Here is a 13858-nt window from a genome sequence, read left to right as displayed (position 1 = left end):
AGGGCCGGTGACCCGAACGGGGTCACCGGCCCTTTCCGGTGCCGGAGAGGATGGCGTGCACGGTCTCCACCGGGTCCGTCGTGGGCGCCAGGACGATCCCGCCGGCCATCCCCTTGAGGTGGGAGACCAGGTCGAGGGCCAGTTCGATACCGACCTCGCGGGCGCCGTCGCCCGCGTTCTGGAGGGCGGCGAGGGTGCGGTCGGGGATCCGGACGTCCGGGACCTCGTGGGCGAGCAGCTCGGCTTCGGGGAAGTCGGTGAGGGGGTGGACGGCCGCGAGCACCGGCACCTCCTGTCCCGAGGTCTGCCGGGTGACGAGGTCGAGAAGGCGTTCCAGGTCGGCCGGGTCGTACACGGGGCGGGTGATGAGGAAGCGGGCGCCCGCGGCGATCTTGCCGGCGGCGCGGGCGGCCTCGCGTTCGGGTTCGCGGCTGCCGGGGTTGATGCGGGCGCCGATCTCGAACTCGGTCTTGGACGGCAGCCGCAGGCCGTAGTAGTCGTCGCCGTTGTTGAGGTCGGCGAGCAGTTCGATGAGGCCGAGCGAGTCCACGTCCCAGATGCCGTCGACGTGCGGGTAGTCGCCGAGCAGGGGCGGGCTGCCGGTCTCGCAGACGACGCGGCGCAGGCCGAGGGTGTGGGCGCCCAGCAGGTCCGCCTGCAACGCCATGATGGTGCGGTCCCAGGTGGTGACCGTGGCCATGGTGTCGACGCCGAGGGTCTGGTGCAGGTGCAGGGCCAGGTCGATGGGGTTCATCTGGGCCCTGGCGGTGCGGGACGCGACCACGGAGATGAGGCCGATCCCGTCGTCCATGAGCCGCCTGGCCATGTCGAGGGTCTCCTCGCCGCCGCCGGTCGGCGGGGGCGTCAGCTCGACGATGAACCGGTCGCCGAACGGCGCGGGGCGGACCGGCGCGGGCCGGGCCGGGGCGGGCTCCTCCCGTGGCGTCACGGTCAGGGGGCGCCGCCGGTACTCCTCGGCGGCCTGGACGATCGCGGCGAGCTGGGTCGGCGTGGTGCCGCAGCAGCCGCCGACGATCCGCGCCCCCGCCTCCAGGAGCTGCCGTACGTACCGGACGAAGTACTCGGAGTCGATGTCGTACTCGAACCGTGCCGGGGCCACCCGGCGCGGCAGTCCCGCGTTGGGCTGCACGGTCAGCGGCAGGTCGGTGTGCTCGCTCAGCGCCCGCAGCACGGCGAGGGAACGCTGCGGGCCGAGGGTGCAGTTGGTGCCGAGCGCGACGATCGGGGTGCCGGCCAGCGCCGAGGCGACCTCGCGCGGGGTGTGGCCGCTGAGCGTGTGGGTGTCGCTGGCGAACGTGGCCTGCGCGATCACCGGGACACGGCACAGCCCGGCCGCGACCTCCACGGCCTCGACCAGCTCGTCCAGATAGCCGAAGGTCTCCAGGAGCACCAGGTCCACGCCCGCGTCGTCCAGGACGGAGAGCTGCTCGGCGAGCGCGTCGCGGCGCTCGGCGGCACCGGCCCTGCGCCGCTGCTGCACGTTCACCGCGGGGGAGACCGACCCCGCGACCAGGACCGGCCGGCCGGCGGCGGCCGCGGCCTCGCGGGCCAGCCGCACGCCCGCGCGGTTGATCTCCTCCACCCGGTCGCCGAAGCCGTAGGCGGCCAGCCGGGGACGGCTCGCGCCGAAGGTGTTGGTCTGGACGATGTCGGCGCCGGAGTCCACGTAGCTGTCGTGGATGGTGCGCACCAGCGCCGCGTCGGTCAGGTTGAGGGCGGGCAGCGCCTGGTCGAGCGAGTTGCCCGCCGCGTGCAGCATGGTGCCCATCGCGCCGTCGCAGATGAGGATGCCCGACTCCAGGGCCTGCCGCAGGTCGGTCATGACGTTCCCAGTCCGGTGAGGATCTCCACGGCGACCTCGGCCATCAGCCGGTCGCGGTGGACGTCGAAGGAGAGCCCGGTGATCTCCTCGACGCGGCGGATGCGGTAGCTGACGGTGTTCGGGTGGACGTGCAGCCGCCGGGCGGTGCGGCGCGGGCTGCTGTTCTCGTTGAAGTAGACCGACAGCGTGGTCAGGTACTCCATGCCGGTCGCCTCCTCCTCGTCCAGCAGCTTGCCGATCACCTCGTCGGCGAACGCGCGCAGGTCGCCCACGTCGGGAACGCGCAGCAGCAGCCGATGGATCCCGAGGTCGGCGAACGCGGCGACGCCTCCCGAGCCGCCCATCCGCCGGACGCCCGCGAGCGCCCGGCCGGCCTCGGCGTACGAGCGCGCGATCCCGGCGGCGCCGCCGCACTCGTTGCCCACCCCGGCGGCGGCGACGCCGAGCCGGCGCTCGGCGATCGAGGCGGCGCACGCGGACGCCAGCTTGCGCACCTCGGCCAGCCCTTCGTCGCCTTCGCCGTTCACCGGGACGATGGCCACGACCTCGTCCTGGCGGGTGGCCACGATCGCGTCCGGGGCGAGGCGGGTGAGGGTCGACTCGACGAAGGCGAGCGGACCCGTCCCGGCCGTGGCCGAGGGACCGGCGTGGACGAGCGCGACGGCCAGCACGTGGTAGCGGCGCTCCGGGTCGTAGCCGAGGTGGCGGGCCCAGCGCTCCGCCTCGCCGTCCTCCCGGTCGCCCGTCCCGCCGCCGCGCGCGTGGAGCAGCCCCTCGAACAGCTCCTGGCGGGCCCGGCCCGCGGCGGCGGCCACCACCAGCTCGCGGCCGAGCATCACCCCGCACACCATGGCGGCGTGCTCGGTGACCAGCAGCCGCATGTCCTCCGTCAGGTCGTGGTCGCGGCCGCCGACGGTGAGCAGGTGCCCGGCCACGTCCTCGCCGACCGAGACCGGGGCGACGATCACCGAGGCGGCGTCGCCGGTCAGCACCGGGACGGTGAGCGGGCGCCGGTTGCGGGCGGCGGAGTTGAGCACCGTGTACGGGCCGGACCCGCCGGCGTGGTCACGGAGCTTGCCGACCACCTCGGCGGGGTCGTCCACCCCGGCGAAGGCGATCACTTCGAGCGTGCGGTCGAGCAGCGCCACCTGCGCGCCGACGCCCTCGGAGAGGAACCGCACGACCCCGGCGACATCGACGTCCTGGGACGCCAGCGCCGACAGCCGCCCGCACATGGCGACGATCTTCCGCAGGACATAGGTCTCGTCGCGGGCGCCCGCCTGCCGGCCCGCGGGCGCCGCGTCGGAAGGGAACGCGGAGGTGCTCATCGCTGCGCCGGCCGCGGTCATGCCCGGAGTTCGAGATCGGCGATCCGGAACGGGCAATGGCGCGACCGGGGCCCTTCACACCCTTTTGTGTTACGGCACAAGTGACACCCCTGACCCGTTGTCTCCACGCTCACGGTGACGCACGGCACGGGCGATGACAAGCGAGGTTCTGCCCAATGGAAGGCTTTCGGCCGGCCGGTACCCCGCTGTGTCACGCAACAACGCCCGCCCGTCCACCGTTGGCCCGCGAGCCGAAGACAGCCCCGAAGCCGAATGCGACTCTGTGAAGAGGTGACCGCCCGCAATACGCGACCAATACGCGGCAAGCGCATCGGTGCCGCCCATATCGAACACGGAAGCCGCCATTGGATATGTCCAGCGAACCCCGCCCGGACACGACCTGGCCCAGGCCGTTCCGTCCGAGGCTGTCCGCGCGCATGGGCTACCTGCTGCACGCGCTCATGGCCGCGAACGCGGTCTACCGGCGGCTCGCCGCCCTCGTCGAACGCCGGCCGCGCCTGTACCGCTGGTTCACGGCGGGGGAGAGGGCGAGCAAGGAGGCGCTGTTCGGCTGCCGGATGTGCGGCCAGTGCGAGCTTCCGGCGACCGGGTACACCTGCCCGATGACCTGCCCGAAGCAGCTCCGCAACGGACCCTGCGGCGGCGTGTCGGCCGACGGCCGCTGCGAGGTGCATCCCGGGCTGCGCTGCGTGTGGCTGATCGCGTACGAGCGCGCGGAGGCGTCGGGCCGCGGCGCCGACCTCGACCTGCTGCACCGTCCCGTCGACCATCGCGAGCGGGGCCGCAGCTCCTGGGTGAACTACTGGCAGGGCCGTGACGACGGCCTGTGGACGGCCTTCACCGACACCGACCCGTACCCGGCCTTGAACGGCGCGGGCGCACAGGAGAAGGGGTTGACGCCGAGATGAGCCCTCCCGATCCCGGTGGTGAGCTGCGCGCGGCGCTCGACGCCGGGCATTTCGTCGTGACCGCGGAGATCGAGCCGCCGGGGGACGCCGACCCGGACGCGGTGGCGCGCAAGGCGGAGCTGCTGCGGGGCTGGGTGGACGCCGCCAACATCACCGACAACCAGGGCGCGAGGGTCCGGATGTCCAGCCTGGCCGCGAGCCTGCTGGCGATGCGCGCGGGCGTGGAGCCGGTGATGCAGCTGACCTGCCGCGACCGCAACCGGCTCGCGTTGCAGTCGGACCTGCTGGCGGCGGGCGCGCTGGGCATCCCGAACGTCCTGCTGCTGACCGGCGACCATCCGAAGGCGGGCGACCACCCGGACGCCAAGCCGGTGTTCGACCTGGACGGCGTGCAGCTCGGCTGGGCGGCCCGCGCCCTGCGCGACGAGGGCACGCTGATGTCGGGCCGGGAGATCGCGACCAGGCCCGGCTGGATGATCGGGACGGTGGAGAACCCGTTCGCGCCGCCGACCGAGTTGCGGGCGCGGCGGCTGGCCAAGAAGGTCGCCGCCGGGGCCGAGTTCGTGCAGACGCAGTTCGTGTTCGACTTCGACCTGTTCGAGCGCTGGATGGGCGACCTGCGCGACCTCGGGGTGACCGAGAAGTGCGCGGTGCTGGCGGGCGTCGGCCCGATCCGCTCGCTGCGCGCCCTGGAGTTCATGCGCACCGTCCCGGGCGTCGTGATCCCGGACGAGGTGGAGCGGCGGCTGCGCGCCGTGCCGTCCGACCGGGTGACCGAGGAGGGCATCGACCTGTGCGTCGAGACCATCAAGCGGCTCACCGAGGTGCCCGGCGTGGCGGGCGTGCACGTCATGGCCATCGGGTTCGAGCGCGGCGTGCCCGACATCGTCCAGCGCGCCGGGGTCGGTCCCGGGGTCCGCGGCGAGTCCGGGAAGGGAGGCCGGACGTGATCGTTGACTTCCGCCCGCATGCCCGGCTGCGGGGCAAGAAGCCGTTGGACATCGGCAAGGCGGTGACACCCGTCCTGGAGGCGCTGCGCGACGAGGACGCCGACCTCGGGCGGGTCCGGGTGGTCTACGACTGGGTGCAGTACAGGAACAACTTCCGGGACGTGGTGGACGTCCGTCCCATCCTGTCCGCGTCACCCGCTCCGAAGGATCCTTCCCAGGAATGGCCCGTGCCCGTCCCCGTCGGCGTCCGGGACGACGACATGGAGATCGCCGTGGACGTGCGGCGCAGCGGTGACCACCCCCTGCGCGAGCTGACGTCCGCCAGGCTGCACGACGCCGACGACCGCGACCTCTACCTGGAGGACTGGGGTCCGGGCAGGGAGAGCTGCATCTGGGCGTTCAACTCCCTGTACTGGTCGGCGCTGCGGGTGTGGGAGAAGGCGACCGGCCGCGAGTACGAGCAGGCGCTGCCCGGCGGCGAGAGCGACGCCCGCAACCGCGACGGCGCGCGCGAGCTGATCGGCGACCTGTTCGCGGTGTGGGACCGGCTGTCGGAGACCGGCGCGCTGCCCGAGCAGCTGTACGTCGTCGAGTTCGGCGTCGGCAACGGCAACCAGGCGCGGGTGTTCCTGGACGAGTTCCGCGAGCTGGACCGGGCGCACGGCAAGGAGTACTACCGGCGGCTGCACTACCTCATGTGCGACAACTCGCCGCACGTCCTGGACCTGGCGCGGGAGAACGTCGCCGACCACGCCGAGCGGGTCAGCTCGTTCGCGCTGGACGCCACCCGCCCCTGCACCTCGCTCGGCTTCCTCCGGTACAAGGTCTTCCTGATCTACATCTCCAACGTCTACGACAACCTGCCCACCGACGAGGTCGCGCATCTGGGCGGGCGGACCTACCTCGTCCAGACCCGGGCCTACCTCCCGGCGGACGGCGCGGCCGGGCTCGCCGAGGACGTCGGCCTGGCACCGGAGGACCTGCCCGGACTGGTCCACCGGCTGCTGCGGCTCGGCCCGTCCCTGCTGGCCGACGCCGACCCGGCGCGGTTCCCGGACGTGAACAGCGCGGTGGAGTTCTGGCAGAAGGCGTGGTCGCTGGTGCGGCTGAAGGAACGCTACGTCCCGCTCGCCGGCCTGGACCTGTACGAGCTGGCGCCGTCGGTGAGCGGCGAGACGCTGCGCCCGCTGCTGGAGTCGGGCGCGGACGTCCGGATGCACGTGAACAACGGCGCGCTGGCCAGCTTCACCGACAGCCTCTCCCTGCTGCACCCGTACGGGAAACTGGTGTGCCACGACCTGTTCGTGACCGACGTCCAGGGGTATCGGACGAGCTTCCGCGGCCCCGGCAAGTACGACGGATCCGTGGTGAACTGGGTCAACGGCCCGCTGCTCGCGCACGTGGGACGCCGCAAGGGGTTCGAGGTCCGGTACGCCCCGTTCCGTCATCGAGGCGGCGGGAACATCGTGACCATGACGGCACAGGTGAGGGACTGACGGATGGCGCACGGCAAGGCGATGGCGGGGGTGCCGTTGCTGCCGACCACCGTGGTCGGCTCGTATCCGGTGCCCGAGTGGATGGAACGCCTCAAGACCGACTACTACCGGGGCAGGATGAGCCTGGCGCAGCTCACCGACGTGCACGAGATGGCCATCAAGGCGGCGCTGCGCGACCAGGAGCTGGCCGGCATCGACATCGTGTCGGACGGCGAGCTCCGCCGCGACAACGACATCGACTACTTCCTCGCGCGCACCCCGGGCATCCGGCTCGCGGAGACGTCCAAGGACTTCTACTTCGACTATTACGACGCGACGCTGCCCGCCCCGCTGCCCGGCTCCTTCGACGCGCCACCGCTGAGGCTGGCCGACGACTACGCCTTCACCGCGTCCCAGACCTCGGCGCCCATCAAGTTCTCCTTCACCGGCCCGTTCTCGCTGTCCCGCCGCGTGCGGGACGAGGCGTACCGGGACGACCGCGAGCTGGTGCGCGCGCTGGCCCGGATGCTCAACGCCGAGGCGCGCGCCCTGGCCGAGCGCGGCGCGACGCTGCTCCAGATCGACGAGCCGTTCCTGGCCGGCTACCCCGACCAGGTGGTCACGGCGATCGAGGCGATCAATGTGGTGACCGAGGGCGTGGACGTCACCTGGGCGCTGCACGTTTGCTACGGCAACCGCTACGCTCGCCCGTTGTGGGAGGGCCACTACGACTTCCTGTTCCCCGCCGTCCTGGACACCACGGTCGACCAGCTCGTGCTGGAGTTCGCCCGCAAGGGCCAGGAGGACCTGCCGGTCGTGCGCAAGTTCGGCTGGGACCGCGACCTCGGCCTCGGCGTCCTGGACGTCAAGAGCGCCGAGGTGGAGACCCCCGACCTGGTCGCCAACCGGATCCGCAACGCCCTGGAGCTGGTGCCCGCCGACCGGCTGGTGGTCAACCCCGACTGCGGTCTGCGCAACCTGACCGGGGCGGTCGCCAGGGCCAAACTCGCCGCCATGGTGGAGGGCACCGCGGCCGTCCGCCGCGAACTGGGGCCCGCCACCGACGGCACGTCCACGCCGATCACCGAATCTCTCGCGCAAGGAGCCTGATATGTCGGCCGTTTCCCGCGACTACCTCTTCACCTCCGAGTCCGTCACCGAGGGGCATCCGGACAAGATGGCCGACGCGGTGTCGGACGCCGTCCTGGACGCCGCGCTGACCGCCGACCCGAACTCGCGGGTGGCGTGCGAGACCCTGCTGACCACCGGCATGGTCGTCGTGGCCGGTGAGATCACCACGCCGGAGCAGCTGGACTACACCAAGATCGTCCGGGACACCGTCAACGCGATCGGGTATGACGACCCCGCGTACGGCTTCGACGGCAACTCCTGCGCGGTGCTGGTGGCCCTGGACAAGCAGTCGCCCGACATCGCCCAGGGCGTGGACGCCGCGCACGAGCACCGCGGCGGCCAGTCCGAGGACGAGCTGGACCGGGCCGGCGCGGGCGACCAGGGCATGATGTTCGGCTACGCCACCGACGAGACCCCCGAGCTGATGCCGATGCCGATCGCGCTGGCGCACCGGCTGGCCCGGCGGCTGGCGGCGGTCCGCAAGGACGGCACCATCGGCTACCTGCGTCCCGACGGCAAGACCCAGGTGACGGTCCGCTACGTGGACGACGTCCCGGTCGCGGTCGAGCGGGTGTTGATCTCCACCCAGCACGCCGAGGACGCGAGCAACGAGCAGATCCGCGCCGACCTGTGGGAGCACGTGGTCACCGCCACCCTCCCCGAGGGCTTCTACGACCCCGAGGCGCTGCGCCGGGACCTGCTGGTCAACCCCACCGGACGGTTCGTGATCGGCGGCCCGGTGGGCGACGCGGGCCTGACCGGCCGCAAGATCATCGTGGACACCTACGGCGGCTACGCCCGGCACGGCGGCGGCGCGTTCTCCGGCAAGGACCCCTCCAAGGTCGACCGGTCCGCCGCCTACGCCGCCCGGTACGCCGCCAAGAACATCGTGGCCGCGGGGCTCGCCAAGCGCGCCGAGGTCCAGGTGGCCTACGCGATCGGCGTGGCCAGGCCGGTGTCGGTGCTGATCGACACCTTCGGCACCGAGCGGGTCAGCCCCAAGGTGATCGAGAAGCTGGTGGCCGACCACTTCGACCTGCGCCCCGCCGCGTTCCGGCGCTACCTGGACCTGCACCGGCCCATCTACTCGCCGACCTCCGCGTACGGGCACTTCGGCCGCACCGACGTCGACCTGCCATGGGAGCGCACCGACCGGGCCGAGGCGTTGCGCGAGGCGGCGGGACTGACCGACACCCGGAGCGGAGCGCCAGCGTAGTGGAGGGGGTCGGTCGGTCCTGTTTTTGTCGGGGAGTCTGAGGGGTCGTCCCCTCAGAGGGGGACTGACCGACACCCGGAGCGGAGCGCCAGCGTAGTGGAGGGGGCTGAGGGGTCGTCCCCTCAGAAGGGGAACTGACCGAGGGCGCCAAACCGGCTACGGTCTGACGGAACGCCCCCGTACGTCCGCAGGAGCACAGTATGCGCGCGATCGTCGTCAGCCGTAACGGCGGCCCCGAGGTCCTGGAGGCCACCGAACGCGAGGACCCCGTCCCCGGTCCGGGCGAGGTGCTCATCGAGCTGGCGGCGAGCGGCGTCAACTACATCGACGTGTACTTCAGGACGGGCGCCTACCCGCAGCCGATGCCGTACGTGCCGGGCGTCGAGGGCGCCGGCACCGTCGCGGCGCTCGGCGAGGGCGTCACCGGCTTCTCCGTCGGCGACCGGGTGGCATGGGTCAACGTGCCCGGCTCGTACGCGCAGTACGCCGCCGTCCCGGCCGACGTGGTGGTGCCCGTCCCCGACGAGCTGGACCTGGAGGTCGCGGCGGCCTCGCTGTTGCAGGGCATCACGGCGGAGTACCTGACGCGGTCCACGTACGAGGTGAAGCCGGGCGACACCGTCCTGGTGCACGCCGCGGCGGGCGGGATGGGCCTGCTGCTGGTCCAGCTCTGCAAACTCTTCGGCGCCCGGGTCATCGGAACCGTCTCCACACCGGAGAAGGAGAAGACGGCCCGGGACGCCGGGGCGGACGAGATCGTCGGGTACGACGGGTTCGCCGAGGAGGTGCGGCGGCTCACCGGCGGCGAGGGCGTCGCCGTCGTCTACGACGGGGTCGGCGCGCCCACCTTCGACGGCAGCCTGGCCGGCCTGCGCCGGCGCGGCATGATGGTGCTGTACGGCGCGGCGGGCGGGCGCGTCGCCCCCGTGGACCCGCAGCGGCTCAACACCGCGGGCTCGCTCTTCCTCACCCGTCCCACGCTGTACCACTACACCCACACCCGCGAGGAACTGCTCGAACGGGCCACCGCGGTGTACGGGTGGGTCGCGTCCGGCGACCTGCGCGTCCACATCGGCCACCGGTACGACGTGGCCGACGCCCGCGCCGCCCACGAGGACCTTGAGGGCCGCCGCACCACCGGCAAGCTGCTGCTGATCCCCTAAGACTCGGTGGCCACCGCCTCCACGAGGGAGAACGGCATTCCGTCCGCCGGGACGACCCTGGACAGCCGCAGCCCGGAGCGGGCGAACAGGTCGCGGAACTCGCTCTCGGTGCGCTGCCGGGCGCCACGGGGCCCGATGATCAGCATTTCCAGGTCGATCAGCTTGGCCCGGGACGGCTCGCGCCCGTCGGGGAGCACCGCCTCGGCCAGCAGCACCCGGCCGCCCGGGTTCATGGCCTCGCGGCAGTTCCGCAGGATCCGGACGGACCTGTCGTCGTCCCAGTCGTGGAGGATGTTCGACAGCACGTACACGTCGCCGCCCGCGGGCACCGAGTCGAAGAAGCTGCCGCCCCGGTAGTCGCAGCGGTCGCCGACCCCGGCCGCGTCGACGATCTGCCCTTCGACCACGTCGGGCAGGTCGTACAGCACGCCGCGGATTCCCGGGTTGGCGGCCAGGATCGCCGCGAGCAGCCCGCCCTGGCCGCCGCCGACGTCCACCACCGTCCGGGCGGAGCCGAAGTCGTGGCGCGCGGCGACCGCCGCGACCGCGGACCCGCCCGACACCTCGGTCATGGCCCTGTCCATGATCCGGGCGTCCTCGGGGTGATCGCGCAGGTAGTCCATGAGGATCCGGCCGTGCACCCGCTCGAACGCCGACCGCCCCGTCCGGACGCCGTCCACCAGGCCCGTCCACGCGTAGCGGTGGAACGGGCGGCCGAGCATGATCGCCCAGTGCCGGAGCGACCCGGGCACGCCGTCCCGGAGCGCCTCGCCCAGCGGCGTCGAGGCGAAGCGCCGCCCGTCGAGCTCCTCGAACACCCCCAGATCCGACAGCGCCCGCAGGAGGCGGTACAGGGACGGCGCGTCCGCCCCCACCTCCGCGGCGATGTCCTCGACGGCCCGTGGCCCGTCCGCCAGCGCGTCGGCGACCCCCAGCTCGGCCGCCGCGCTGAGGGACTGGGACACCAGCGTCCCCCACGTCATGTCCAGCAACAGCGCCTCGGGCGCCGGTTGCGGCGTCTCGTCGTCCATACGTCCTCACCTCCCCGCGCATCACCAGGGCATACCCCGGACCCGCGGCGGGCTCAGCGCTTGTTCACCAGGGTCTCCAGGCCGCCGGCGCGTTGCAGCTTGTGCCAGCCCAGCCGGATGCCGCCGACGGCCGAGACCATCGACTGGATCACGACCGCGTACATGAGCTGGCGGTAGACGAACTGCTGGACGGGCAGCGCCCACAGGCGGCGCAGCGGCTCCCGGTCCAGGCGGAAGGCGAAGACCGCCCCGGTGGCCTGGACGGCCAGGACCGCCAGCCAGGCCGCGACCGTCACCACCGGGTCGAGGAACAGCACGCCGTAGACGAGCATGATGTCGACCAGGGGCGCCAGAACGGGCAGCGCCACCTGGAACAGCGCCAGATGGGCCAGGCCGAGCCGTCCGAACCGGCCGGACGGTCCCCGGTCCAGGACGGCGCGGCGGTGCTTCCACATCGCCTGCATCGTGCCGTACGACCAGCGGTACCGCTGCCGCCACAGCTGGCCGATCGTCGCGGGGGCCTCCGTCCAGGCCAGGGCGGCGGGCTCGCAGACCACCCACCAGCCGGCGCGGGTCAGGGCCATGGTGAGGTCGGTGTCCTCGGCGAGGGTGTCGTCGCTGACGCCGCCGACCCGTTCCACGGCCGCGCGGCGGAACGCGCCCACCGCGCCCGGCACGGTCGGCATGCAGCGCCAGAGGTCGTACACCCGGCGGTCGATGTTGAACCCGATGGTGTACTCGATGCTCTGCCAGCGTCCGAGCAGGGCGCGCCGGTTGGCGATCTTGGCGTTGCCGGCGACGGCGCCGACCCGCGGATCGGCGAACGGCTGGACGAGCCGCCGCACGGTGTCGCGGGCGAACACGGTGTCGCCGTCCATCATCACCACCAGGTCGTGCCGGGCCGCGGCCAACCCCTCGTTGAGCGCCGACGGCTTGCCGCCGTTCTCCTTGCGGATCAGCCGCACGCCCGGCAGGCGGAGCCCCTCCACCACCTCGGCGGTGCGGTCGGTGGAGCCGTCGTCCACCACGATCACCTCCACCGGATGGTCGCTCGCGGCCAGGGACCTGAGGGTGTCGGCGATGCAGACCTCCTCGTTGTGGGCGGGCACCAGCACCGACACCGGCTCGGTGACCTCCCGTCCCCACGACCACCGTCCCGGCCGGCGGGAGCGGACGTGGTGCCCGGCGACGGCGAACATCAGCGCCAGCCGCAGCACCATCAGCACGCCCGCCGCGACCAGCAGCCAGGCCAGCGCGGTCACGACGCGCTCGGCGACGCCCACCGCGACGATCATGACCAGGCCGCGGTCGCGGTCGCCGCGCCCGGCGGGCGGGGTGGCGGTGGCCGTGCGCAGCTCCAGCGCCTGCGCGACGGTCGCGAACCGGTAGCCCTTGGCGCGCAGCAGCGGGATCAGCCGGTCCAGGGCGGCGACGGTCTGGGACCGGTCGCCGCCCCCGTCGTGCATCAGGACGATCTCGCCCCGGTCGCCGGCGGGGGTGGAGCCGGCGACGATCCGTTCGACGCCGGGCCGCCGCCAGTCCTGGGAGTCGACCGTGGTGAGGACGGTGGTGTAGCCGCTCCGGCCGAGCCGGCGCAGCACCCGCCATTCCGCGTCGTCGACCGCGTCGGCGGTCGAGGAGTACGGCGGGCGGAACAGCGAGCTGGTCACCCCGGCCGCGCCCGCGATGGCGAGCTGTGTCTGCGACAGCTCCATCTCGAACCGCCAGCCGGGCGTGGTGGACAGGTCGGCGTGGGTGAAGGTGTGCAGGCCCAGCTCATGGCCGGACCGGCGGATCCGCTCGGTGATCGCCGGGTTCTTGGCGACGGCGGAGCCGACGACGAAGAACGTCGCGGCCACGTCGTGCCGGTCCAGGATGTCGAGGATCTTCGGGGTCCAGGTGGGGTCGGGCCCGTCGTCGAAGGTCAGGATGACGGTCCGGTCCGGGACCCGCAGCCGTCCCGCCGCCGGGTCGCCCGAGATGATCGGGCCGCCCTCGCGCACCTCCTGCGGCACGTTCCGCTTCGGCCCCGGGGGACCGGCCCTGCCGTCCGCGCCGAACTGGGCGTTGATCAGGCCGTTGACGAACAGCACGCAGGCGAAGGCCAGCGCGGTCAGGACGATCAGGAACCAGCGGGGACGCAGCGGCCCGCGGGTGCGTGCGGTCACTCGGTGCCCCCACCGTCCGCGGGCTGGGCCGGGGCCTCGGCGGTCCCGGGGCCGGTGCCCGGGTCGGACCCGCCTTCCGCGAGCGGGGTCTGCGGCGGTGACTGGGGCGCTTCACCGGCGGCCGGCGGGGCGGCGGATCCGCCTGACGGCGAGGTCGGCGTGCGCGTGACCGGGACGCGGGTCCCCGGCGGCGCGCTCGCGGCGGGCACGCCGGAGGCGGACGGGGAGGGGATGGCGCCGGGCAGGGGCCCGGCCTCGGACGGCGGCCGGTCCGGTGGCAGCAGCAGGTTCTCCTGCCCGTCCCCACGCGCGCCCTGCGGTGTTCTCTCGGTCTTGGGCTTGCCCGGGACGCCGGGCAGGGGCAGCAGCGTCTCGGGGCTGACCGCGCCGCCGGTCAGGCTGACCACGAGCATGAGCGCGTACGCCGCGCACAGCGCCCCGGCCGCGTAGCCCGCGCGGCGCAGCCGCCGGCGACGGCGGCCGGTCGCGTCGACGAAGACGGGTCGCGGTGCCTCCAGTGGCGCGTCGAGCAGCTCACGTACGTCATCGGACATGACGAAACTCCCCCGGTTCGGCTGGCGCGGCCTACGAAAGCTAACAGCGAAAGGGGGAGCGATTTCTGGT

General features: G+C 73.0%; 11 protein-coding genes. 6 read left to right on the top strand and 5 right to left on the bottom strand.

Annotation, left to right across the window (positions count from 1 at the left end; translation table 11 throughout):
* Window positions 1-22 precede the first annotated feature (22 nt).
* Window positions 23-1843: a bifunctional homocysteine S-methyltransferase/methylenetetrahydrofolate reductase gene (locus ACGWYJ_RS04440; protein ID WP_395104258.1), complete on the bottom strand. Its 1821-nt coding sequence runs from the start codon at window positions 1841-1843 to the stop codon at window positions 23-25.
* Window positions 1840-3192, bottom strand: coding sequence for a PucR family transcriptional regulator (locus ACGWYJ_RS04435; protein ID WP_395104257.1), 1353 nt, complete (start codon window positions 3190-3192; stop codon window positions 1840-1842). Before ACGWYJ_RS04435 ends, ACGWYJ_RS04440 begins: the two co-directional genes overlap by 4 nt.
* A gap of 350 nt (window positions 3193-3542) precedes the next feature.
* On the opposite strand from ACGWYJ_RS04435, the gene ACGWYJ_RS04430 reads away from it, so the two are divergent.
* The 6 genes from ACGWYJ_RS04430 (at window position 3543) to ACGWYJ_RS04405 (ending at window position 10035) form a co-directional block, all read left to right on the top strand.
* Window positions 3543-4100: a methylenetetrahydrofolate reductase C-terminal domain-containing protein gene (locus tag ACGWYJ_RS04430; RefSeq protein WP_395104256.1), complete on the top strand. Its 558-nt coding sequence runs from the start codon at window positions 3543-3545 to the stop codon at window positions 4098-4100.
* Entirely contained in the window at window positions 4097-5050 is a 954-nt protein-coding gene (locus ACGWYJ_RS04425; protein WP_395104254.1) for a methylenetetrahydrofolate reductase, read from the top strand. Before ACGWYJ_RS04430 ends, ACGWYJ_RS04425 begins: the two co-directional genes overlap by 4 nt.
* A complete protein-coding gene (locus ACGWYJ_RS04420) occupies window positions 5047-6546 on the top strand; it encodes an SAM-dependent methyltransferase (RefSeq protein WP_395104253.1) in 1500 nt (499 codons plus the stop codon). The genes ACGWYJ_RS04425 and ACGWYJ_RS04420 overlap by 4 nt, the downstream gene beginning before the upstream one ends.
* 3 nt (window positions 6547-6549) lie before the next feature.
* A complete protein-coding gene (locus ACGWYJ_RS04415; protein WP_395104252.1) occupies window positions 6550-7635 on the top strand; it encodes a hypothetical protein in 1086 nt (361 codons plus the stop codon).
* 1 nt (window position 7636) lies between these two features.
* Window positions 7637-8872 carry a methionine adenosyltransferase gene (gene metK, locus ACGWYJ_RS04410; protein ID WP_395104251.1) on the top strand — a complete coding sequence of 412 codons (1236 nt, stop codon included), beginning with the start codon at window positions 7637-7639 and terminating at the stop codon, window positions 8870-8872.
* A gap of 200 nt (window positions 8873-9072) precedes the next feature.
* Window positions 9073-10035, top strand: coding sequence for a quinone oxidoreductase family protein (locus ACGWYJ_RS04405; RefSeq protein ID WP_395104250.1), 963 nt, complete (start codon window positions 9073-9075; stop codon window positions 10033-10035).
* Here the strand turns inward: ACGWYJ_RS04405 and ACGWYJ_RS04400 are convergent.
* The 3 genes from ACGWYJ_RS04400 to ACGWYJ_RS04390 are packed head-to-tail and all read right to left on the bottom strand — an operon-like array spanning window position 10032 to window position 13788.
* Entirely contained in the window at window positions 10032-11066 is a 1035-nt protein-coding gene (locus ACGWYJ_RS04400; RefSeq protein ID WP_395104249.1) for a methyltransferase, read from the bottom strand. The genes ACGWYJ_RS04405 and ACGWYJ_RS04400 overlap by 4 nt on opposite strands.
* A 53-nt stretch (window positions 11067-11119) precedes the next feature.
* A complete protein-coding gene (locus ACGWYJ_RS04395; RefSeq protein WP_395104248.1) occupies window positions 11120-13234 on the bottom strand; it encodes a bifunctional polysaccharide deacetylase/glycosyltransferase family 2 protein in 2115 nt (704 codons plus the stop codon).
* Window positions 13231-13788 (bottom strand): hypothetical protein, encoded by a 558-nt coding sequence (locus tag ACGWYJ_RS04390; protein WP_395104247.1) that lies wholly within the window; start codon window positions 13786-13788, stop codon window positions 13231-13233. The genes ACGWYJ_RS04395 and ACGWYJ_RS04390 overlap by 4 nt, the downstream gene beginning before the upstream one ends.
* Window positions 13789-13858: the final 70 nt, after the last annotated feature.

The sequence above is a fragment of the Actinomadura sp. SCN-SB genome (assembly GCF_043906805.1).
Lineage (GTDB): Bacteria > Actinomycetota > Actinomycetes > Streptosporangiales > Streptosporangiaceae > Spirillospora.
Note: the sequence above shows the minus strand (reverse complement) of the source record. Positions and strands in the feature narration are given on the sequence as shown.

Bases quoted from the DNA above. Each gene is read 5' to 3' on its own strand.
- ACGWYJ_RS04440 (WP_395104258.1), bottom strand. From the start codon at position 1,843: ATGACCGACCTGCGGCAGGCCCTGGAGTCGGGCATCCTCATCTGCGAC.
- ACGWYJ_RS04435 (WP_395104257.1), bottom strand. From the start codon at position 3,192: ATGACCGCGGCCGGCGCAGCGATGAGCACCTCCGCGTTCCCTTCCGAC.
- ACGWYJ_RS04430 (WP_395104256.1), top strand. From the start codon at position 3,543: ATGTCCAGCGAACCCCGCCCGGACACGACCTGGCCCAGGCCGTTCCGT.
- ACGWYJ_RS04425 (WP_395104254.1), top strand. From the start codon at position 4,097: ATGAGCCCTCCCGATCCCGGTGGTGAGCTGCGCGCGGCGCTCGACGCC.
- ACGWYJ_RS04415 (WP_395104252.1), top strand. From the start codon at position 6,550: ATGGCGCACGGCAAGGCGATGGCGGGGGTGCCGTTGCTGCCGACCACC.
- metK (WP_395104251.1), top strand. From the start codon at position 7,637: ATGTCGGCCGTTTCCCGCGACTACCTCTTCACCTCCGAGTCCGTCACC.
- ACGWYJ_RS04405 (WP_395104250.1), top strand. From the start codon at position 9,073: ATGCGCGCGATCGTCGTCAGCCGTAACGGCGGCCCCGAGGTCCTGGAG.
- ACGWYJ_RS04400 (WP_395104249.1), bottom strand. From the start codon at position 11,066: ATGGACGACGAGACGCCGCAACCGGCGCCCGAGGCGCTGTTGCTGGAC.
- ACGWYJ_RS04390 (WP_395104247.1), bottom strand. From the start codon at position 13,788: ATGTCCGATGACGTACGTGAGCTGCTCGACGCGCCACTGGAGGCACCG.